Source organism: Nannocystis exedens, from assembly GCF_002343915.1.
GTDB classification, from domain to species: domain Bacteria; phylum Myxococcota_A; class Polyangia; order Nannocystales; family Nannocystaceae; genus Nannocystis; species Nannocystis exedens.
The window spans coordinates 1,515,161-1,538,879 of record NZ_NETK01000001.1 but is presented as its reverse complement, the minus strand read 5'-3'; the positions used below and the strand labels follow the sequence as shown (position 1 = coordinate 1,538,879).

Genomic DNA, 23,719 nt, shown 5'->3' with positions numbered 1-23,719 from the left:
GCGGCCTTGCATGCGAGCTCGACGGCGCTTCACTTCGGAATGAAGGCGTCCATATGACGCCATGCTGACCAGGCGCTCGCAGGAGCGCCACGGGTGAGGTGTGCTGTGAGACGTGAAATCCTCCGAGGGGTCGCATCGGCCCTGCTCCTATCCTTCGCCTGTACCGGCGAGTCCGCCCACGATCCGCCGCTCGCACCCCCGGGCGCCAGCACGGACCTGCTCGGGCCGGACACGCCGCCGGGCCCACCCGCACCGGGCGTGTGCCGCATCGACGCCGACTGCGGCGCAGGTGCCTTCTGCGAGCTGCGGATCTGCGTCGATGGTTGCACCGACGACGACGACTGCGGCTCCGGTGCGACGTGCGATCCACACGGCCGCTGCCTGGAAAACGGGGGCGGCATGTTGGCGTCGCTCGTCGCGGTGCCCGTGCTGACGGACCGCGTCACCGTCCTCGCCTTCCCCGAGACCGAGGCTCGCACGATCCTCCGCAATGACGGCCCCGGCGTCCTCACGTATCGTCTCACGGCCCAAAACCCCGCGCTCGCCGTCGGCGAGGCGCCTGCCGAGCTCGCGCCCGGTGCGGAGGTCGAGCTCGCCGTGCCGGTCGAGCTCGCCGCGCTCACGCCCGACGACCGCGTACTGCCGGTCCAGATCCTCGCCAGCGGCGGCGCGATCACGTGGACGATCGAGATCGAGGCTGTGCCCGCGTCGGGGAACTTCCGCGGCGCCGTCAACTTCGACGTCGGCGGCGTCAGCCTCGCCAGCAGCGATCTCGTCCTCGATCTCGACTTTCGCGACGACGGCACGATCGCCGGCCGCGTCGACACCGACGCGAGCTTCTTGTGGCCGCAGCCAGTCGTGCTCACCGGCACCTGGACGCCCGCCGGCGATATCACGATCGAGCTGCGCGACCGACTGCCCGCCGAAGACTGGCGCTCCAGCCCGCTCGCCCGTGAGCTCGGGCGCACGCTCATCCTCACTGGCACGCGCACGGGCGGGGGTCTTCAGGGCACGATCACCGAGTCGATCACAGGCCTCCGTGATGAGCCCGTGCAGGTCGCTGGCGCCTTCGCGCTGCGCCGTCACGGCCCGCTGACGGACCCCGTCCACGTCGCCGAGGACATCCCGGGCGACGCCGCCGCGCCGACCTGGCTCGCGCCTCCCAGCCTGGACACGGAGGCGTGCGAGGGTCTCGGCACGAACTACGGCACGCCGGACACCCTGATCGAGCCAAGCCCAGCCTGCGACGCGTGCGCGGACGGGAACTGCACCGCGGAGGACAAGCTCGAATGCGGCGACGCACTGCATTCCAGCGCCTACGGCCTCCCGGCGGTCCTTGCGGGCCTACACGCCAGCGGCAAGGTCGTGCCTCCGAGCACGTGGACGTGGGACGAATGCACCGCCGCCGTCCCGCCCTACGAGGCTGGCCAGACGTGCCTCGACTCCGACTCGCTGCGCTGCGGTCTCGCGCTGCTCCGGCGCGGCAGCGTGGAACTCGGCGGCGCGTGGGGCGAGGCGTTCTCCGTCTACACGGCCCTGCACGCCGCCGACCAGGCGCACGCTACCGCGCTGCTCGCCAGCGAGGCGCAGATCGACGCCGCGTTCGCCTACAAGGACGAGCTCGGTGAGCCGGTCTCGGGCGTGCTTGCGCGCGAGGTCGACATCCTCGGCGCCGACCGTGAGCGTCTCGCCGCCGCGCTCGCGCCGATGCTCGCGCCGGGCCACGTGCAGCTCCTCGCGGACGCCGAGGCACAGGGCAGCGACGCCGGGCCAGCCCGTATGGCGCCGCTCGACCTCGCCCCCGCCTTCGCCCGAACCACGGGCCAGTGGGCGCGCCTGGCCCCGCGCGCCGGCAAGAACCTCGCCGACGTCCGCGCCGCGGTGCGCCTCGCCGCCATCGCCACGCACGCCGCCGGCCCCGAGCTGCACGCGCGCGTGGGCGACAACCCCGACGCCGCGGTCCAGCTCCGCGCCCTCGGGCCCGCCCTCGAGTCGCTCGCGGCTTCCCACGCCGAGCTCGGGCCGGAAGGGACGATGTTCGGCTACCCCGCCGCCTACGTGCCGCTCGCCCTCGGCCCGCAGGACATCGCTCAGCACCGCAGCAACTTCGAGGCGGTCCACGCGCTCGCGGCCGACGACGTCGCACGGCTCGAGCAGGTCGCCGAGACAGCAGAGCAGGCGATCCGCGACTACGAGCAGAAGACCCACGCGATTGAGGCGACCGCCTTCCAGATCGCCGCCGAGTACGACGGCAAGCTGCGCGCCCTGTGCGGCAGCCGCACCGGCGAGACCACGCCCGCGCTCGACGCCTGCGGCCAGTACGGCGGCCAGATCGCCGAGCACACCGCCGCGGTCGCCGCCGCCGGTCTGCGGATCAAGCACGCCACCCAGGCGGTCGACAACAACCTCCACGCCGTCGCCGTCGAAGAAAAACGCTTCGCCAAGGAGCTCGCCGCCCTCGAGGGCCTCGAGCACGCGATCGCCAAGCTCCAGGGCCGGATCTTCACGGTCGTCTACAACTACGGCAAGGAGCGCTCCGCGCTCGCGCAGGCCGAGGCGATGGCGGAGTGCTCCCGCGTCCGCGAGAACGCCCAGGCCGAGATGGACGCGCTGGTCGCCGGCTGCAACGCCCGCTTGCAAAAGGAGTTCGTCTCGGGTCCGTCGATCTTCGGCTTCACGACGCCCGACGTCGCCGGGATAATCTTCAGCGAGAAGGAGTGCGAGGCGCAGCGGACCGCGCTCACCGAGGCGACCAACAACCAGTGCGACAGCATCCTCGGCAAGGCCGGTCTCGACACCGCACTCGAGGAGCTCGGCCGCAATGAGGACATGGAGCTGCGCACGCTCAACGCCGAGATCGACGCCGCGGTCCGCAAGAGCGACCTCGAGGTCCGTCGCGCCGCCTCGGTCGCCTTGATCAAAAACCTGCGCGCCGAGGCGCTGCTGCTTCAGATCGAGGTCGAGGAGGCCGAGCTCGCGCGCGAGGCCGCGATGACCTCGCTGTGGAGCGCCTACCAGGAGGCCGCCGCGCTCGCGCAGGAGAAGGCCGCCGCGGTCGGCCTGATGGTCGAGGACAGCCCCGACAACGGCCTGACGCGCCCGCACTTCCTCCAGGCGCGCCTCGAGGCCGCCCGTCGTGTCCTGCCCGTCCGCGAGCAGACCACGCGTCGCGTCTACCTCGCGCTGCGGGCCCTCGAATACGAGCTGAACCAGCCGCTGCCGACCCTGCGCGACAAGCTCGCCGCCGCCCGTTCGCCCGCCGACTTCACCGAGCTGCTCGCGTGCCTCGACAGCATCTTCGAGGACTACCGCCTCGAGCACGGCTTCGGCCAGCCCTACGTCACCGAGGTCAGCCTGCGCTCGGACGTGTTCGGCATCACCACCGACGTCCCCGACGTCGACGGCTCCGTCGTCACCCCCGGCGAGCAGTTCGCCGCGCTCCTGCGCGACCCGCTGCACCGCCAGCCGGACGGCGCGGTCGCGCTGCCGTTCGCGCTCTCGGCCTTCGAGCACGCGCTGTTCTCGTCGGCGCTGTGCGACGACCGCGTCGAGAAGATGGAGGTCAAGCTCGTCGGCGATCACCTGGGCGACCGCGAGGCCGAGGTCTGGCTGACCCGCCAGGGCCTCGCCGGCGTCCGCCGCTGCGACGGCGCCGACCTGCCCGACTGGTCCGCCTACGTGCCTTACAGCTTCGAGCGCGAGCAGATCGTGATCCAGGCCGGCGTCGGCGACTTCGGCACCGCCGACCCCAATTCCGGCTACGCCGCGTGGCCCGTTCACGGCGAGCAGTGGACGCTGACGATCCCGCCGCCCGACAAGTCGCCCGCGAACCTCGACATCGATCTTCGCCACGTCTCCGATGTCGTGCTGCGCCTCCACCACCGCGCCGGCTCGATCGCCCCGGCGGGACAGGGCGCGTTCACCCCGAGCTGCGGAGAGTGACCGACCATGGACGCGCACCGTACCAGCCGAGCTCGCCTGTCGGTCCTCGCGCTCGCATGCGTGAGCGCTTGCGCCGGCCGAGTTCCACCAAGCCAGCGCCCCCCTCTCGCGATGGTCACGTCGGTCAGCTTCGCCGAGGACAGCGGGGTCATGGGTGAGATCCGCGAGTGCGAGCTCGCCGAGAAGCTGATCGAAGAGCTCGAGGATGAAGCCGAGCGTTACTTCCGGATCGGCCTCGTCAGCGGCTACGAGGGCCTGCGCGGCCGCGTCCTGGTGATGCGCTTCGCTCGCGTCGCGGGCGAGAGCGGCGGCGGGCTCTCGGGTGCCAAGTCCGTGACGCTGCTCGGCCGACTGCTCGAAGACGGCGAAGTCGTCGCCAGCTTCACCGCGCAGAGGTCGATGGGGAACGCGTATCTCGGCGGCTACTACCGCAGCACGTGTGACCTGCTCGAGCACGTCACCGGCGAGCTCGCCGAAGACGTAACCGACTGGCTGCGCGCACCGACCTTCGGCGCTCTCCTCGGCGACCTGTAGCACGCCCAGGACGCGCTTCTCGTAAGCGTCACGCGCCCGGACGGCGCGCTGTTCCTGCCTTCGTCTCTTCGCCTCGCGAAAGGCTCGACATGTCCCTGCGAACATCTGCGATCTCCCTCGCGCTCGTCTTCGCCGCCGGCACCGCCCGCGCCGACACCAGCGCCACGCTTGCGACTGCCATCAATCTCCCCAAGGGCCCGGCCTCGATCGAGGGCTTCGGCCAGGGCTACGACGTGAGCCCCGCGAGCGGCCTGCCGTCGCTCAGCTACCCGATCGACGTCCCGCCCGGCCGCGCGGGGCTGGAGCCCCAGCTCGCGCTGACCTACAGCGCAGGGGAGGGCGCCGGTGTGCTCGGCCTCGGCTGGTCGCTGGGCCTGCCTGCGCTCGAGCGCTCCCTCCGGTTCGGCATCCCGCGCTACGACGACACCGACGCGTGGGTCCTTCGCGGCCTCGGCGGCGGCGAAGAGCTGACGAAGGTCGCGCCGGGCGTCTTCCGCGAGCGGATCGAGCAGGGCCCGCCCTTGATCGTTCGCGCCTTGCCCGGCGGCGCCATGTCGGCCGTCACGACCGACGGCACCGGCTACCTGTTCGGCCTCACCGACGACGCACGCCTCTCTGGCGACGCCGGCGACTACCGCCTCGAGCTCTCCGCGATCACCGACGTCCACGGCAACCGCATCGACTTCGAGTACACCCGCGCATCCGGCTCGACCGCGCCGCTGCTCTCCGCGATCGTCTACAACGACGGCCGCGCTGCCGTGCGCCTCGACTACGAGGAGCGCCCCGACGTCGTGCGCACGCGCGCCCCCGGCTTCCCCGTCGCGCTGCGCCACCGCCTGCGCTCGCTCACCACCGAGGTCGACGGCGCCCTCGTGCGCGCGACGACGCTGACCTACGCCCGCAGCGTGATGACCCCGGCGAGCGTGCTCACGCGGATCGACACCATCGCCGCCGACGGCATAGCGCTCCCGCCCTGGCACCTCGACTACACCCGCGCCGACGACGAGCCCCGCGTCCTCGAGCTCGCGCACGCCCCCGCGCTCGACCCGACCGCAGACGGCCGCGCCTGGGTCGACCTCGACGGCGACGCGCTGCCCGACCTTCTCGACGCGACCGGAGACAGCTGGCGCTACCGCAAGGGCCGCGGCGACGCGCTCGCCGAGGTGTGGTCCGAGTTCCCGGCGCCGGCAGTAGCCCTCACCAAGACCGCGCGCTTCGCCGATCTCACTGGCGACGGCATCGAAGATCTGCTCGCGCAACCCGCCGAGGGCGAACTGTGGGCATTCACCGGTGGCGTCATGCCATTCGCAGAGGCGTCGCCGATCACCGTCGATCTCGGCTTCGACCTGACTGCCACGAATGTCGCGCTCGTCGATCTCAACCTCGACAGCCGCGTCGACGTTCTGCGCCACGACGACGCTGACGGATGGATCTGGCTCCGCCACCACGCCGCCCCCGGCTACCAGCCTGCGGATCCCGTCCCGCCACCGCCGGCCGGGATGCGTCTCGGCGATCCTGGCGTACAGCTCGCCGACCTCGACGGCGATCGCCTGCCCGATCTCGTCCGCATCCTGCCGAGCGAGGGCCGCGTCCTCGTCGCCGCAGGCGAGGGGCTGGGCCTGTTCGCCGAGCCGGTGGATCTCGCGGGCGTGCCGGCGATGCAAGTCAGCGAGCGCTGGGAGTTCGCCGATCTCAACGGCGACGGCGCCGCCGACCTCGTGCGGCTCGGCGGCAGCTCGCTCGACCTCTATACCAATCAGCACGACGGCTCGGTCGCCCTCGCGGCCAGCGTCGCCTGGCCGGCGCTCGAGGCCGACGAGGTCGTGATCCTCAGCGACGTCGACGCGAGCGGCACCGTCGACGTGCTGCGCGTCGATACGGATGGCTCGCAGCCCTGGCGCGTGTGGTCCTTGGCCGAGCGCCCGGGACTGCTCGCTCGCGTGCGCACCGACCTCGGCTACGCCCGCGAATTCACCTACACCTCGGCCGCGGCGCTCGCCGCCGCGGACTCCGACGCCGGCGCGCCGTGGACGACGACCCCGCCGACCGCCTTGCCGGTGCTCACCCGTTCGCACGAGACCGACGCGCACACGCCCTGGTCGCACACCACCGAGCATCACGTCCGCGACGGCTGGTACGACCCCGCCCGCGGCGAGTTCCGCGGCTTCGCCGAGCTGCGCGAGGCGAGCGCCGGCGACGACTTCACCGAGCCCGCGATCACCACCACGCGCTACGACCTCGGCCAGACCGACGAGGCGCGCAAGCTCCAGCCCCTCACCAGCGAGACCGCGAGCCCGCGCGGTGTCCTCGTCCGCGAAGAACACACCCTCGAGGTCGACACGCCCGCGCCGGGCGTCCGCGCCGTCCACCGCGTCGCCACCGACACGACGCACCTCGAGGCCGGCCCCGAGTCCGCCGCCGCCCGCGTGCGCTCGGAATGGGACCACGACGAGTGGGGCAACGTCCTCGAGGAGCGTGCCCTCGGTCGCGTCGACCTCAAGACCGGCGTCGACCTGCCGGGCGACGAGCGGATCACGACCTACATCTACGCCGAGCCCGCCGCAGACGACGGCCCGCGCGACCGCGTCGCCGAGGAGCTCGTCGCCGCCGCGGACGGCACCCAGATCACCACGACGCGCACCTACTACGACGGCGAGCCCGAGCAAGGCTTGCCTTTAGGACAGGCCGACGCGCGTGGTGTCATCGCTCGCACCGAGACCTGGCTCGCCGGCGACGCCTGGGCCCAGACCCTACGGCAGCGAGTCGACGCCCACGGAAACGTCACCCAGCTCCGCGACGCCGAGGGCGGCACCCTGCGCCGCCAGTACGACGACGCTGGCCTGTTCCCGATCGAGGAGCGCTTTGTGCTCCGCGGTGCGGGCGACCTCGTCACGACCGCGACGTGGGACGCGCGCTTCGGCCTGCCGCGGAGCGTCACCGCACCGAGCGGCGCGACGACGCGCGCGGAGTACGACGGCCTCGGCCGCCTGGTCGCCGAGATCGAGCCCGGCGACACCGCCGAGCTGCCGACGACGCGCTACGAGTACCACCTCGACGGCACAATCGCGCGCCCGTCGATCGTCACCGAACGCCGGCGCATCAGCGGCGAGCCCGACGTCGAGCGCGTCGTGACGCACCTGGACGGCCTGGGCCGCGCCGTCCTCGACGTCACCCAGGACGACCCCGGCACCGGTGCGATCCTCAGCGCGGCGCGCCGCTGTGGCGCGCGCGGCGAGGTCGTCGAGCTGCGCGCCGGCGCCCCGCTACCCGCATCAGCGCTGACGCCCGGCGCGATCGTCGAGCTCTCCAGCGCTCCGCCGCCGAGCGTCACCCGCCACGACGCTCTCGGTCGCGCTGTCTTCACGCGTGACGCCGACGGCTACGAGACCGCGACGGCGTATCTCCCGCTCGCGCTCGAACGCCGCGACCACGAAGACCTGCACCCCGAGCCGCCATACACATGCACGCCCGAGCGCACCGAGCACGACGGCCTCGGCCGCATCGTCGCCATCACGACCGTTGTGGAAGGCCGTAGCATCACTCACCGCTACGAACACGACGCGGCCAGCCGCGTCACCGCGCACGTCGATCCCGAGGGTCATCGCACCATCTACACCCACGACGGCGGCGGCCGCCTCACCGACATCCACTCGCCCGACTCCGGCCACGTCCGCCAATTCTTCGACGCCACCGGTCGCCTGATCGAGCGCATCGACGCCACCGGCGCCCGCGTGACCTGGGCGTTCGACCCGATCGGCCGTCTCACCGACGAACGCGCCTTCAATGCCCGCGGCGCGCAGGTCAGCGCGATCCGCCGCTTCTACGACGACGGCGGCCCGTTCGCGCGCGGTCAGCTCGTCGCCGCCGAGGACGACGCCGGCCGCGTCGACTTCACCCACGACGCCCGCGGCCGCGTCGTCCGCACGACCCGCAGATTCGACACCCCGCGCGGCGCCGTAACCCTCTCCAACGCCCACGTATACGACGCACAGGGCCGGCCGCTCCGCGACATCTACGCGGACGGCAGCACCCTCGATCACGCCTACACCGCACGCGGCCTCGAGGTGCCGAACCCCTTTGCCGAAGCCGAGTACGACGCGCTCGCCCGCTGGAACCACATGTCCCTCGCGCCAGGTGTCGAGCTCACCCGCGAGCTCGACCACGCCGGCCGCGTCCTCAGCCAGCGTGTCGCCCACAAATCGACCACTCTCCTCGACCTCGCGCACCGCTACGACGTCGCCGGCCAGCTCGCCGAGACTCGCGACCATCTCGCCGCCGAGGGCTTCTCGCTGTCGCAGTCCTACGTCTACGACGACCTGCGCCGCCTCGTCGCCAGTACCGCCCACGGCAAGACCTCGAGCTGGCGCTACAGCGACGACGGCAACCTGCTCGAGCAAGCTGGACGCACGCTCGCCTACGACCCCGCGCGCCCGCACGCCGCCGTCAGCCTGAACGCCCAGCGTCTCACTTATGATGCCGCCGGCCAGCTCGCCGAGGTCACGGGCGAGGGCCCGCTCACACCCGGTGCGTGGCGCTTCGACCCGCACGGCCGTGTGCAGGCGTTCGCCGCCGACGACGGCCGCCGCGTCGAGCACGTCTACGACTACACCGGCGAGCGGGCGATCCGACGTGAGTACAACGCCCGCGGCGGGCTCGAGCACGAGACCCTGTACCTCAGCCGCGACGTCGAGGTCCGCGACGGCCAGCTCGTCCGCTGGATTTTCTTCGCCGGCGAGCGCATCGCCGAGAGCGCCGTTCCGATGCCCCCGGCCGGCTTCGCCGAGCTTCCCGCCCAGGCCGTCGCTGCCGTCCACCCGAGCCGCGGCCCCCCGCTCAGCCTGGTCGCCCTCGCGGCCCTCATGCTCGCCGCCCTCGCGCTCCTGACCCGCCAGCTCGGCCCCCCCGCGCGGCCTCGTGGCTGGGCGCCCGCCGCGGCCCTCGTGCTCGCCGGCCTCACCGCCCTGAGCTGCCGCCACCACGGAAGCACTGCGCGCCCGCTCATCCCGGACGAGCACACTCGCTATCACGCCGCCGACCGCCTCGGCTCCGCCGCCCTCGTCCTCGACCACCAGGGTCGCCCGCTCGCCCGCGATGCCGCCGAGCCCTACGGCGCCGCCCGCCTCGCCTGGCGCTCCGGCGACGCCGCCGGCCCGGTCTACCGCTTCACCGGCAAGGAGGACGACGCGCCCAGCAGCGCCATCGCCATTGGCGCGCGCCACTACCTCCCCGCGCTCGGCCGCTGGGCCAGCCCCGATCCGCTGCACCTGCTGAACCCCGCCGAGCGACTCGACGAGCCCGGCGAGCGCAACCTCTACCGCTACGCCGCCAACAACCCGATCGCCAACACCGACCCGACCGGCCACGGCTGGATCTCCTGGATCGTCAAGACCGGCAAGGCGCTCGGCAAGGCCGTCTACAAGGGCTGGGACAAGGTCGACGAGTTCTCCGGCATCGCCGACGACGTCGTGACCGTCGCCAGCGCCGAGGCCGGCATCGGTGCCCGCGTCCTCTCGGCACTGTCGCTCGCCAGCGAGGCGCTGCCCATCAGCGCCGGCGACATCAAGAGCACCTACCGCTGGGTCCGCGGGACCGACAAGGCCGCGAACGCCGCCAAGCGCGCAGAACGCAGGGACGTCACTGACGCCGCCAAGAAGTACGCCCCCAGCACCCCCGCGGGCGGGCAGGCCACGTATCAGACTTACACGAAGACGAACCCGACGACCGGGCAGGTATACTCTGGGCGGACAAGCGGTACCGGGAATCCGCAGGACAACGTCATCCAGCGCGACTCGAGCCACCACATGAACGCCCAAGGCTACGGCTCTGCTCAGTTGGACAGGTCGTCGGGCAATCCCGCTGCGATCCGCGGCCGCGAGCAGTTTCTCATCGAGAAGCACGGCGGGGCCCAGAAGTCGGGCGGCACCTCTGGCAACAAGATCAACGGAATCTCGCCGCGCAACCGCAAGGGAGCGACCTACAGGGCGGCTGCCAAACAGGAGTTCGGAGAATGAAACGGAAGACAGACACGGGCCGCCCTACCTGGCAGGCGCAATTCGATGTCTACCTGGCGGCCGTCGATGGAGCCCCCGCGTCCTTCGTGCTCGACATGGGGTTGGCCCCGCATGTGCCCGTCCGGAGCCACCCGCTTCGACTTCAGGTGCGGGTGAGGCTGCTCCACCCGCGCGAGGATGGACTTCAAGACGCCTCGGAACTCAAAGCGATGGGTGAGGTTGAGGACGCGATCACCGGGCGCGTCTCAGCCATGCTTGATGGGATCTACGCCGGTCGCTTCACCTGTGAGGGCCGCACTACCTACGTCTTCTATCTCTCCGCTGCGCAGGCTGTGCGCGCCGATGAGCTCGCCTCCATCATCGGCGATCTCGGACCCTACGAGTGGGAGTGGCTGACGGAGGACGATCCTCAGTGGGACTACTTCACCGGGTTCTTGTACCCGGACCCACTATCGCTCCAAGCGATGGCTAACCGTCAGCTCCTCGAAAACTTGGAAGCGAAGGGCGACCAACTCGAACTGCCAAGGGAAGTCGATCATCGGGCGTATTTCCCGACGCGCGAGGACGCGGTTGCCGCGGCGGAGGATCTCCGGAGCGTCGGCTTCCGAACCGACGAGGCTAAGCCATTGGAGGATGACGTACGGCGCTGGGCGCTCGATTTCCACCGCGTCGATTCTCTGGCTCACGGATGGCCCGACGAGTTCTGCGCCGAGATTCTGAAAATCATCCTGCCGCACGGTGGGACCTACGACGGCTGGGGAACCGTCATCGCGGGCACCGCCCGGTGACACCGGCCCGAGCCAGGCCGCTCCTTGAGCGCCTACCAGGATGCTGAAAAAGTCCCGACCGGTCGAAATCGGTACATGAACTCGCTGCATGCCGTCCTTCACCTCCTTGTGAATCTCCAGCCTTTAACGAGGCCCCGGTGATCGAGGCAAGGGGCCGGGGCCGCCTCGGTGACCGAGGCGGAGGTCGGCGAGACTCGTGGCCTCTGGCTCTGGTCGACGCTTCAACGGGGGAGTTCCTCGGCGCCCGTTTCGTTTTGCTGGAATCGAAACGGTAGGCATTCTTCTGCGTATAAGAGTCGTTGAAATTGGGCACTTAGATCCGGATGGCTCAGGATGAGTTATTTGGCATTTTTGGGTCGCTTGGTGAGTTTGCGGCCTGGTGCCTGGTTTTCAGGCTGGGCTAGAGTACGGAACTTTCGTTCTGTAACAACACGCTCGACCAGCGGGATCAGGCAAATCTGTACACGATGCCTGCGTACGTCAATGTCGGCAGCGTTCCGCAGCAGATTTACTTTGGAGAACACAGGCAGAGAGTCGAAGGGAGTCCGAGACACATCCTCGAGAGCGATGCAATAGACAAACGTCATCTCTTCAAGGTATTCCGAATCTTCGAAGAACTGTGATTGCGCCGGCCAGCGATACTTCAGCCTCCTGATAAACTCTTGCCGGTATCGTGCTTCACGGCGGAACATGTCCGCGGAGACGCTAGCCTGAGCGAATAGATGGCTGAGGGTTTGTGCCTTGTTTTCCTTTTTGACGCAAAAATGCATCTTACGGGGGTGGTAGAAGAAATCGCAGACCTCGATTTGACCATGGCCACCGCCCTCGCCCATGGTGTAGTTTTCTCGATCTAGATGCATGAAATTATCTTCGTTTTCATACAGCAGGTTGTAAAAATCCTCATACCATCCAATCCTGTCGTCGGGCTTGGCCAACTCTTTTCTCTTCACCGGGTACGATTTGGGCCAGTCCTTAAGCGGCGGTCCGTCGTACGGCATGACAATGGCTTCTAGTCTTTCTTTTACCTCATCGACATAGCTTTTGGAGAACGCGTACCATTGGCGTCCGGTAAGGACATAAGATGTTTTGTCTTCTTCATGCTCGAATCGCATGTACGCGAGAAGAGGCTCCCGCTTGCTTGCGTCGCCGTCTTCTACACCCTGAATCCGGATCCGTTCGAGGAGATCTGAGAGGGTTACTTGTCGCTCTCCAAGAGCCTCGTACAGATTTTCCAAAGTCAACTCGCCGATCGAATGCTCACCGTCTCCCATGCCGGACATATAGTAATCGTCAAATTTCTCGTAATCGATCTGATCTGGGCATGCAGCCGAGATTTTCGTGTCAATGCGACGTTCGTTGATCGCATTAATCAATTCTGCATTCAGCCGTTTGATGGTTTGCTCGTCCCTGACCGTCTTGATGCGCTCGGCCCGGGGATGCCGGACTCTAAAGGTATCTTTTTGATACTTTTCGTAGAGTTTTCGGCATTTCTCGCCCAAGTTGTCCAGGCTGATTTTTGCGGTTATCTGTAGTCCGTCGTCTCCACCCACTCGGGAAGCTAAGGCTTCTTCGGCGCAAGCCCCAGAGACCCCCAGTAGAACTTCTGAGTCGAACTGGATGCCAATCCTGTCCAGGTCCACTGCGCTGTTGGAAGCTAATCGTTTTTGTACTGCATTTACACCGATCTCTCGTGCATTGGCGAGTTTTACCTTTTCAATACTGTTGAGCGTCGTAATTTTTCCGAAGCCTCTCTCGATTCGTTCGCTGTCGACAAGAAGATGTCCCAGCCCGAGGCTGAGTGCAAAGTATCTAATTCCATCGCTCAGGTGTACGCGAGCAACGATGAGCACTGCCGGTAGTGCCTGCTTGAGGAGATCGGCGTTCTTTAGACGAATTGGCTCAGGGATAAATGTGCTCCATTTTGCATCTTGTGGAGGTCGCTTCAAAGCATGGATTTCGCAGTACGTTTTATCCGGTGAGGTGTGCGCTCCGAGTAGAACTCGTTCTGCCTTTTTCGGAGGCTTAGCGAGGTACGCTTCTGTCGTTTGATCCTTCTCAAGTTTCTTGAGCAAATAGATTGTAGCGCGCATGTTCGCTCTCAGCATGTGAGCCTATCAGAGTTTTTGGCTCAGGAGTCGCTTGTGCTCGTGAGCGCTTTCGAGCAGCGGTCCGACGCGCGCGCATGCGGCCCTTGAGTTTCGCCGCGCTCGACTTTAAGCATCTAGTTTGTTCATCTGAGATCATTCGCTCACAACGACTACTTCTCCGACCTCGTCGTCGCGGTGGCCCTGCGTCGTTCGGGCACGGAAGTTGACACCGCTGTGCAGCGTGACGTCGCCGGCGCGGCGCACTCCCTCGGGCCGCCGAGCCATCGCGGCTCAAGGATCGCCGGCCATGCCGCGCCTCGCGCTCATTCGAGCAGCGGCGGCGGCGATTCCACCGCGTTTCCACCGACACCCGTTTCCATGCCGGATGGCGGCTCGTGGCGGCCCATGGCGGCAACCTCGGCGACACGGCGCGCCGGCTGCGTCGCGCTGGTGGGACACGCGCGCGAGCGCGGGCGGACGCTCGCGCGCGAGCACCGCGTGGATCTGCGTCTTCATCGCGCCGATCACCAGCAGACCCAGGCCTGGAACTCGCTTCAACGGGGCCGACACGGTGAACGAGGCAGAGGGATCGGCATCCTGTCGAGGCTTCACCACCTGCTGGAGGCTTCAACGGGGCCGCCTCGGTGAACGAGGCGAAGGGGGGTCGGGCTTGGAGAGCTTCGGCGGCATGTTTTGCTTCAACGGGGCCGCCTCGGTGGACGAGGCGAAGGGGGGTCGGGCTTGGAGAGCTTCGGCGGCATGTTTTGCTTCAACGGGGCCGCCTCGGCGAACGAGGCGGAGGGCGCGTGTGGTAGGTGAGCTTGCCGACCTGCTTGACGCTTCAACGGGGCCGCCTCGGTGAACGAAGCGGAGGGCCGAGCCCACGCTGCACGACCTGCCACCGCGCCCGGCTTCAACGGGGCCGCCTCGGTGAACGAGGCGGAGGCGTCGCTTCAAACGGGCCGCCTCGGTGAACGAGGCGGAGGGCATCCTTGCTCGACTTGTACAGGCCGCGGACCACGACGCTTCAAGGGGGCCGCCTCGGTGAACGAGGCGGAGGGCCTGTGTGGTGACCATCGAGGGCGAGGACCGCTTCAACGGGCCGCCTCGGTGAACGAGGCGGAGGCGTGATGGCCTACCGAAGCTCTCAACGGGGCCGCCTCGGTGAACGAGGCGGAGGGCAGCTCGGGAGCTGGAACTGCATCGCCGTGGTCCCGCTTCAACGGGGCCGCCTCGGTAATCGAGGCGGAGGGTCCGCGGGGAGATCGCCCGCAAGCTGCTCTTTTAGCTTCAACGGGGCCGCCTCGGTAATCGAGGCGGAGGCGCTACGCGAAGCGCATTGAGGAGTTGGCCAGCCGGCTTCAACGGGGCCGCCTCGGTGATCGAGGCGGAGGGGGTAAGATCTTGGCGGAGCGGTGGACCAAGTAGCGCTTCAACGGGGCCGCCTGGGTGATGGTAGGCGCGGCGAACTCGGGTCGCCTCGGGGGTGCTTCAACGGGGCCGCCTCGGTGATCGAGGCGGAGGCTGGCGGAGGCTGAGGTTCTGCGCCGCCGCCGGGAGCGCCGTGGCGTTGCTTCAACGGGGCCGCCTCGGTGAATGAGGCGGAGGGCCTCCCGCACCTCGTAGACCTCGGCGAGTCGCTGGCTTCAACGGGGCCGCCTCGAGGCGGAGGGAGGCTGGGCCGCGAAGGGCCCGCTTCAACGGGGCTGCCTCGGTGATCGAGGCGTAGGGTGACCGCGGATCACCTGGTGCGCGGCTTCATCTCGCTTCAACGGGGCCGCCTCGGTGATCGAGGCGGAGGGGGGCCGCGGGACCGGTCCGTCCGCTGCAGCTTCAACGGGGCCGCCTCGGTGATCGAGGCGGAGGAAACCCGCCACCCGCCGGCGACGGCTGCTTCGTCATGCTTCAACGGGGCCGCCTCGGTGATCGAGGCGGAGGGTTCACCCGCGTCCGCGACCTCATCCTCGGGCGGCGCGTGCTTCAACGGGGCCGCCTCGTTGATCGAGGCGGAGGGGATCGCTGCCGCCCCGCCGTCGTCGGCCGTCGCTGCTTCAACGGGGCCGCCTCGGTAATCGAGGCGGAGGGAGTTCGCCCCGCTACACCTCGCAGGCCTGCACGTGCTTCAACGGGGCCGCCTCGGTGATCGAGGCGGAGGGAAGCTGAATTGGTCGGCGTCGTGCATGTACGTCTCGCTTCAACGGGGCCGCCTCGGTGATCGAGGCGGAGGGAGGTGCGCCGACCCGCGACTACGGCGGCGACGCACCGCTTCAACGGGGTCGCCTCGGTGATCGAGGCGGAGGGCGAGGGTCGCGGGAGACAGCCGAGCCCCGCCTAGGCTTCAACGGGGCCGCCTCGGTGATCGAGGCGGAGGGGACTACAGCGATACGGCGCGCGTTACCCGCGACGTGCTTCAACGGGGCCGCCTCGGTGATCGAGGCGGAGGCCAGCGCCTCGAGCCAGTCCCAGCCGAGCTGCTTCCGCTTCAACGGGGCCGCCTCGGTGATCGAGGCGGAGCAATGACGGTGAGCTCGATCCGGCGGTTGTGCCGGCGGCTTCAACGGGGCCGCCTCGGTGATCGAGGCGGAGGACCCCCGAGGGAAGCAGCCGGAACAACTGGCTCCTCAGGGGCGAAGGCACGCGGGGCGGATGAGGCGTCGTATCTCGGCGTCATGTTCGTCATGAGGGTTGTCAGGAAGCCTCCGCGGATAGGGGAACGGCGATGAATTCGAAGGTTCGCACGCGAGGCCCGGCATTTCCGACTCTCCGGGGCGCGTGCATCCAAGGTACCATGGAGCGAGTTGGCGCAATATCTGCGTGCCGGAGTTCCGATGGGAGTGCTTAGGGATCGTCGCTGTCAGCCCCCAAGCCGCCGGATTAGCCGGAGGTCTGGCTCCCCGTTTGGCTCCCGTGGCCACACCTCGTCCTCGGCCTGGTGGAGCGTCAGGTCGGCGCGTGCTCCGGGAATGAGCGCTCCACAGCACAGCGGGCTCATCGAAGGGGCCGCCGTGCAGTCTCAAGCGTCGACCACGAAGAGGCCACCGCCGGCATGGCGCGACCTGCCCAGCACCAGGGGACCGCGCACCGCGACCGGGAACTCGAGCCGGAGGTCACCCTCGAGCCCCCGTCTGTCGACGCCACGGGCGCGTTCTACCGTCACCTCCGGACGCGGCAGCCCGCGTCGCAGACAGTCCGCTTGGACATCGGCAGTGAGCGCTTCGCTGGCGCTCTTGGCATGCGCATGGCGATGCACCTGATACGGAGTGCGGCTGATCCAGCGTAGCGAAGTTGCGTACACAGCGTCGACGCTGGTCCTCGACCGCGCGGCGAGCGCGAGTCGTCCGGCTCGTCCGGCGCGGAGCTCGACGAAGCCGTCGACTGCGCCCGCGAGCCGCGTGAGGTGCCGGAGCTCCTGCGCTGTCGGCTCTCGCCGGTCAAGCAAGTGCGGCGCCATGATGACCAGGTGCGACGGGCCGACGAAGAAGAATGCCAGGTGAGCGTCCTCCGGGTTCTGGGCAGGCTTCCCGTCGATGGCATGGCCGCTGAAGAACGGCGGGAGTGGGGCATCGTCGAGCGTCATCTGCACGCGGGCCATCACGGCCCGCCGCAGCGCACGGGCGAGCTCGAGCGGATCGGCGCCCTCTGACAGCCCGGCGGTGATCTCGAAGGCGAACGCCGCCGGGGCCGCGCGCAAGCCTGCGGTCGACGCTTTCGCTGGCTCGTGGACAAACTCGTCCCGGGAAGCATGGCCAGGCGCGAGCAGGCCGAGCCCGAGGAAGCGCCCGTCACCGAGTAAGAGCGGGCCGGTCACAGGCCGCTCGAACTCGATCTCCACGTGCCACAGCCGCTCTTTTCTGAAGCGCGTATTGTCGGCGAAGACCTCGGCACGGTCACCGCGGGCATCGAAGGGCTCTCGCTGCACGCGCAAGCGCAACGGTCGCGCGCCGACCTTGGCGTGCCGGAGCGCGACCGCCACCGCCTGCGCCGCGCGCTCCTCCTCGCGCATCCGTTCGGCGGCGTCCTTGGCCTCCTCGCGCTGTCTCGCCGGCTCGATCCGTCGCCGCCTCGCGGGCTCCGGGAGCGCCGCGGCCGTGATCGTGCGCCAACATCGAGCGCTTGCTGTGTAACGCGCGAGCATCTTGTCGTCGAGCGCAGGCGTCAGGACGAAGGCGTCGACCTGAAGGCCCGAGAAGGCCCAACGGATGTCGAGCGGTGCGAGCGGTCCGCCGGCTGGCACCTCGACGACGACGCGGCGGATCGCAAGGTCGGCGTGCTCGTGGCCGATCGACGGGAGCGGAGCCAGCCGGATGCGCCATTCGCTTGGCGCCGTGTCAGCGCCGTCGGCCTTCCTCCCGATCAAGACCCGCTCGACCACGTCTGCTTGCGCCGGGAGGCCGCTTTTGAGGCGCTCGGCAGCGCCGTCTCGCAGGCGCGTGACGAGCTCGGCGGCGCGTCGGAGCGGCCAGGAGACGAGGTCATCCGCGTCCTGGGAACGATGAAGCTCGAAGACCCACCGGTGCGGCGCGCTGTCGTACGGGACTTGCACGAAGCTCGGCTTCGATGGCTGAACGAACAACTGTGCTGTGGCGCCGCCCGCGGGGTTGGGGCGGAGTCGGCGGGACGTCTCGTCGAACCGCCGCACCAGGCTCGCCAGCGAGCCCGGCACTGGGCATGCGAGCGCGAGGGGTACAGCGCCGGCGCCCGGCCGGTGCACGGAGCCCGGATGAGCGAGCAGGCGCTCTTCCAGAGCCTCTTCGTCGAGGAACTCGGTCGTCGCCCACGCCATGTCGATGCCGCGGCCGAGCTGGTAGAGAGCTGCGGCGATGCGGTCGACGACCTCGAAGTTGACGCCCTCGGCGTCATCGAGCGGCCAGACGTACACGAACTTCGCCTCGCCCTCGATCAGCCGCGGGGCGACGAGCTTCTTGGCCCGGATCTCGGCGATCCGTCCGAGATCGTCGCCGAGTGTGTCCGCGTCGTTGTTGGGGACGAACAGCGCGACGCGTTGCCCCGGGCGGGCCGGAGGCGCGGCGATGATCGGCGGAGGCAACGACTCGATCTGCTTGAGCAAGGCCCTGTCGTCGTCGGCGAGGTTGTTGGCGCGGATGACCCCCGCGACGAGTGCCTGGAACACTCGGGCCGGCGACGGTGGCCACTCGGCGACCCCGTGATAGCGGTCGTCGTGCAGTCGGATCGTGAGGACGAGGTGCCGCGGCACGGTTCGTCAGCCGCCCTTCTTGCCCTTGCCGGACTTCTTGACGTCGGTTTGCTCCTTCGCCTGCGCCTTGCCTGGCTTCGTGTCCGTGAGATCTGCTTTAGCGAGCGCCTTGTCGAACTTCTCGGTCCGGTCGGGGCCGACGCCGAACTCCGCCGCCCACTTCGTGGCGCAGGAGCGCACGACGGCGCTCGGCAGCGCGACGGGGGTGCGCTCGCCAGTGCGCGCGACAATGTGCCACTCGCCGGGCTGGTCGGGCCTGGGGGTCAGCAGGCAGCCCTGCCGCAAGAACCCGTCCGGGGGCTCGGTGGCGGCCGCGAGGCAGAGCCCGAGGATGTAACGGCGCAGCTCGCCGCTGTCCTGCGCGCTGCCGCGGAGGCGGCGCAGCGCGACGAGGTTGATCGTGACGTCGCGGACGATGGGACCGCGGGCGATGACGCCGCCGGGGAGCTTCGTCGCGGGGACCGCGACGAAGCCGCGTTGCGCGACGGGGCTCTTCGGGTTCTTCTCCGACTTCACCTTCTCGTCGTCGGAGAAGACCTCCAGCGCAGCGTAGTCGAGCGGCGGGAAGTACTGAGCCGAGCGCTGAATCATGTCGACGTCGAAGGCGCGAATCACCGACTGAACGACCCGCGGCAGCTTGGCATGCTTGCCGCGCGAGTCCCACACGCCAAAGACCAGCGAGGTAGGCGCGAGCTTGGCGATGGCCGTCGCGTCGCCGGATCGCTGGAACAGATCGAACGCCGCTCGGGCCTCCTCCTTGAGCTTCGACGAGCGAATGATGGCGTCGCCGAGCCGATGCCCTACTTCGAGGAGCGAGACCGCGCGACCGTCGCCGAGGTCGAGCTGGACCTGAGGGACGAGCCTGGCGAGCACGTCGTCGCCGCTGCCGGCCTTGAAGATCGGCTCCATACGGTTGGCCTGAGAGCCCACGCTGTCGACGGTGACGACCTTCGTGCCGTCCCCGAGAGTATCAATGTTGTAGCCGATCTCCGCGTAGGTGGGCGGGAAGAAGACGCCCCCCTCGCCCTCGACGGGGACGAGATGCTCCTTCATCGCAAGGGCGACAGGCCCCTTCGGGTCGTCGACCCATGTGCGCATGATCTCCTCGCTGACTGCCGTGGCACTCATGTCGGGCTCTCCTCAATGACGGTCGTGATCGAACGGGCCTGCCCCTCCTGACCGGGCCAGCCCAGAGACATATGGAAGCGACGCAATGGAAATGGGAGCGGCGCTCCACCAAGAGCGGCACGCAGCAGACACGGAGGATACCACGCGATCGTCGACGTGCGACCGAGGGCGCCGTACCTGTATGCGAGCCGATCCAGCCGCTGGGGGCGCGCATGGCCGAGCCCGAGGGCGCCGAGCAGTTCGACGAGCGGGTAGCCGACTGTCTCGATACGTCCTCCGTGCTCGTTGAGCGAGAAGCCAATCTCCATCGGGATGTAGTCGCGCCGCCAGTCGAGACGGAAACTGCTGCTCTGCGGCGCCGCGACGGCGAACGGATCATTCACCGCGTCATCGAGCCGATCGCGGACCAGCGCGAGCGCATCGCGGGCGAGCGCGGCGCCGGGATATCCGCCTGAACCGGCCCAGAACTTGACGTTGTCGCGCTTCACGTCGCCCCAGTGATCGAGCACCAGCCGTCGCGACCCGACGCACAGCGCGGCGCGCAACGTCGCCACGCTCCCCGGCTCCGGATAGGGGTAAGGCTCGACTGGCCCGAGGGATTCGACTCGACCCCACCCGGATTTCCAGCCGGTCGCGAGCGTGGATTCATGCGGCACCTCGGCGACGACCTCAGCGTCGGCGAGGAACGCGAGCACCGCCGCGATCGGATGCGCCGGGCCGGGGGAGCGGACGTGAAAGCGGGACTCGCCCGTCCAGTCGAACGCGGCCTCGGCTTCGCCCAAGAGCGTCGCCGCCGCCTCAACGATGCCGAGGCACGCGAACACCTGCCCGGGGTTGAAGAGATCGACGGGAATCGACGCGTCAGCCATGCTCGTCACTCCGCTGGTCGTTTTCGCGAGAGGCTTGCTGATCGGCGGCGCGCAGCAAGGACTCCCACCACGCCAGACCCCACGGGCCCCACTGCGCCTGGAGGCGGGTGAAGCGGAGCGCCACCTCTGCGGCTCGCGCGGTCAGGGCGCTGGGCGGCGCATCCTCGCAACCGGCGGTCGGGATCAGGGGCCGTGCGTGCCCGTGGTGGGCCGCGATCAGGTGCAGGCAAAGGTCGCGCAGCGGTAGGTCGAGCGCCGCCACCCGCGGGTCGCGCTCGGCGTATGGGAGGGAGCCGAACTCGTGGCGGTAACCGTCCAGCAAGCGAAAGTTGGGCGCGCTCGCCGTCTTTCCCCAGACCTCCCCCGCCCGCGCGCGAAACGCCTGTTGCCAGCGACGCGCACGCTTGCCCTCGTCGTGCAGTAACGCCGCGAGCGCGAGCACCTCGCAGTACGCCGGCGGGAGGCCGACTCGCTCTCCGATGCGCCGGGCATGACGCTCGACCCAGGCCTCGTGCTCGGCCAGCAGCTGCTCGCGGCCGGTCGAGCGTGCCTCCTCGGTGGCAGGGAGGGCCCGACGCGAGGTCTCGACGAGTAGCCATCGCCTTGGCGTACCTTCGGGATCGGGATCGAGGCCGAGCCGCAGCTCTTCGCGCCAGTTGTTCGGGTCGTTCGCCCCGGAGGCGCTCACCTCCCTGAGAAGGACCCGGAACGGGCGCTCCTTCGCCATTTCTTCCACGTCGCCGACCTCGATCGCAGCATCGCTATCCGGGTCAAGCAGGCCCTTGCCGAGCCCGCCGAGCCGGACATCCACGACCAGCGTCGATCCGCGCAACCGCTGCTCGAGCTCGTCCCGCTCACGCTTGTCGCGGTTCAGTTCGTGGAGGCGGAGTGCGACCGGCTCAGCGTTCGCGCGGAGGATGAAGGCGACGACGTCCTTCTTCCCCCTGAGCGGACGCACTCCCGCGGTGTGCGATTGCCGGTTGTTGTTTTCGCTGGTCGGGGGTGCCTCGTCGGCCGCCTGCTCGTCAGTCCCAACCAGGGCGTCCGGTGGCGGTCGGTCGGCGACGCGATCGCGCAGCGCGCGGAGCCGCTGCTCGAGCCACGCGAGAGCGCTGCGGGTCTCTGTCTCGAGCGCCTCTAGCAAGTAGGGGGCTGCTGCCTCGAAGAAGCGGGCGACGTCGGACGGCGCGAGTGGGTCCCCGTTGCTATGCACGGGGAGGTGGCGACGCCAGACGAGCGTCGTTTGCGGCTCATCTTCGTCGACCCAGCCACGAAGCCACGGCTGGATCGGGGGGCGCCCCGTATGTTCGACGAGCGATGTCATCGACCACGCGTCGGCGAGCGGGCGCTCGAGCGCTGGCCGTAGCGGCGGGGGCGTCGAGGCGAGCACGATCAGGCTCGCCACGTCTGGCCGTTGTTTGAACGCCGTTAGCGCTCCAGGGCTCACGTCTGCGGCGCCGCCACGACGCGGAAGTCGGTCGAGAAGCTCCCGGCACGCATCGAGCCGGCGATGACGACGCACGACTGCTTCGACCGGGCCGTCGTCTTCGGTGTCTTCGGCCCGCTCCGCTGCCCTGTCAGCCTTCGCCAGCGCCTCGGCTGCCTTCTTGTCCGGTTTGACAGGGACCACGATGATCGTCGCGTCGGAGTCGCCGCGGCGGTTGACCCGCCCAAGACGCTGTACCATTCGCTCCCACGCGACGAGGTCGCAGATCATGTCGTCGGCGTCCAGGTCGACCCCGACCTCCCCAGCCGATGTGGCCACGACAAAGGTCGGCCTGGAGGGAGCGGCGCGGTGCCCCGCGAGGAAGCCCCGTGCCGCGAGCCAATCCGCCGCGGCCTTGCGCTCCCATACCCGGCGGCCGCCGACGAACAGCTCGACCTCGATCGACTCTTCTACGCTGTTGGGGCCGGCAGCGGCGAGCTTCTGCAGGGCGTTCACGACGGCTTGCGCAAAGGTGCGCTGGTCGCAGAAGACGATGCAGCGGAGCGGTCGCGTCCCTCGCTCGCTCCGCTCCCACGCCTCGCGGGCGAGCTCTTCGACGAGCGTGGCCGGGTCGACCGGAGCGCGGACCACGAGCGACTTGCGCGCGCCCAGGCGGCGGCGGACGACCGGGTGGGCCTCGTCGTTGGCGCCGAGGGTCAGGACGTCGCCGGTGACCCGGCCCGTCGCGCTCAGTGACATGACCTGGAGCCGAGGGACGAGCCCGGCGACCTCGTCGCGCGGACCGAGCGAACGGCTGATGGCGAGTTCCTCGACGAGCGCCTCGAAGGTCGGGACGAGGTGGGCTTCGTCCAGGATGACGAGCGTGTCCGAACCGAGGAGTCCCGCATGATACGGACGCATCCGTCGCGTGACCCCATAGCCCTCGAACAACAGCCGCGAGCCGACCATGTCGACGGTGCCGAGGACGATCGCCGCGGACGAGGGGTCGACCAGCCATTCCCGGTTGTCCGCAAACTGGCCGCGCAGGGTTGAGATCGGCAGGGTGGCCCCGGGCGTGAGTCCGAGGCCGGCTGCGAGCGAGGGCGTCCGCGCGACGAGCTCGCGCAGTCCCCTTGCGATATCGGAGGCCTGATCGATCACCGCGCGGCGATCGACGACGTAGACCAGCCGCCGTGGGAGCGTCGCGCCAGCGGCCCGCGCGACGAGCCAGATCGCCATCGTCGCCGTCTTGCCGAGGCCCGTGGGCACGTCGACGGCCCGCGGCAGCGCCCCCGCGAGCATCAGTGTCAGCAGAGCGTCCTGCCAGGGGAAGGACTCCGCCACGCCGAGCGCGGTCGCCAGCCAATCTCGGGCCGGTGCCTGAATGACGCCACTCATGCCGGCGCCCCAGCGCGCCAGTTCCATCGGCGCGAGCTCGAGGGCGCGTGCCGTTCCATCTGCTCAAAGAGCCATGCACAAACGGTCATACGATCCCGCATCAGGACGCTGCTCCCCTAAGACTTTCTCGTCTACCATGGAGTCGATGGGGTTGCGTCCATCGATCATCCACCGATTGTGACTTTACACCGTTGTCTGCGACGCCCTCTCGCCGCCATCAGATGTGAGATCGGTTGAAGCGTCGCGCGTCGCGCGTCGCCGCGGCGGGCTACGCTCGGCTTGTCGTTCTCGTCGTGCATGATCCCCAAGGCGCCGCTGCCA

General features: G+C 69.0%; 9 protein-coding genes. 4 read left to right on the top strand and 5 right to left on the bottom strand.

The window, feature by feature from the left end:
- Positions 1–258 precede the first annotated feature (258 nt).
- From NAEX_RS05965 to NAEX_RS05950, 4 genes are all read left to right on the top strand, one after another.
- Complete coding sequence (locus tag NAEX_RS05965) at positions 259–3,942, top strand: hypothetical protein (protein WP_096326545.1); 3,684 nt, start codon at positions 259–261, stop codon at positions 3,940–3,942.
- Positions 3,943–4,053: 111 nt separating this feature from the next.
- Positions 4,054–4,476 (top strand): hypothetical protein, encoded by a 423-nt coding sequence (locus NAEX_RS05960; protein WP_096326544.1) that lies wholly within the window; start codon positions 4,054–4,056, stop codon positions 4,474–4,476.
- 89 nt (positions 4,477–4,565) lie between these two features.
- Positions 4,566–10,487, top strand: coding sequence for a toxin TcdB middle/N-terminal domain-containing protein (locus tag NAEX_RS05955; RefSeq protein ID WP_096326543.1), 5,922 nt, complete (start codon positions 4,566–4,568; stop codon positions 10,485–10,487).
- Positions 10,484–11,275, top strand: a complete 792-nt coding sequence (locus tag NAEX_RS05950) for a DUF695 domain-containing protein (RefSeq protein ID WP_096326542.1) — start codon at positions 10,484–10,486, stop codon at positions 11,273–11,275. Before NAEX_RS05955 ends, NAEX_RS05950 begins: the two co-directional genes overlap by 4 nt.
- Positions 11,276–11,613: 338 nt before the next feature.
- On the opposite strand, the gene NAEX_RS05945 is transcribed toward NAEX_RS05950, so the two are convergent.
- From NAEX_RS05945 to cas3g, 5 genes are all read right to left on the bottom strand, one after another.
- Positions 11,614–13,365, bottom strand: a complete 1,752-nt coding sequence (locus tag NAEX_RS05945) for a DUF6119 family protein (RefSeq protein WP_170135496.1) — start codon at positions 13,363–13,365, stop codon at positions 11,614–11,616.
- A gap of 3,010 nt (positions 13,366–16,375) precedes the next feature.
- On the bottom strand, positions 16,376–18,577 hold the full coding sequence (csb2, locus tag NAEX_RS05940) for a type I-G CRISPR-associated protein Csb2 (RefSeq protein WP_096326540.1): 2,202 nt from the start codon (positions 18,575–18,577) through the stop codon (positions 16,376–16,378).
- Between the two features lie 6 nt (positions 18,578–18,583).
- Positions 18,584–19,705 carry a type I-G CRISPR-associated RAMP protein Csb1/Cas7g gene (gene cas7g, locus NAEX_RS05935; protein WP_096326539.1) on the bottom strand — a complete coding sequence of 374 codons (1,122 nt, stop codon included), beginning with the start codon at positions 19,703–19,705 and terminating at the stop codon, positions 18,584–18,586.
- The gene (gene cas8g2 / locus NAEX_RS05930; RefSeq protein WP_096326538.1) at positions 19,702–20,574 is read right to left on the bottom strand and encodes a type I-G CRISPR-associated protein Cas8g2; all 873 of its coding nucleotides are present in this window, start codon (positions 20,572–20,574) and stop codon (positions 19,702–19,704) included. Before cas8g2 ends, cas7g begins: the two co-directional genes overlap by 4 nt.
- Positions 20,567–23,425 (bottom strand): type I-G CRISPR-associated helicase/endonuclease Cas3g, encoded by a 2,859-nt coding sequence (gene cas3g, locus NAEX_RS05925; RefSeq protein WP_096326537.1) that lies wholly within the window; start codon positions 23,423–23,425, stop codon positions 20,567–20,569. The genes cas8g2 and cas3g overlap by 8 nt, the downstream gene beginning before the upstream one ends.
- Positions 23,426–23,719: the final 294 nt, after the last annotated feature.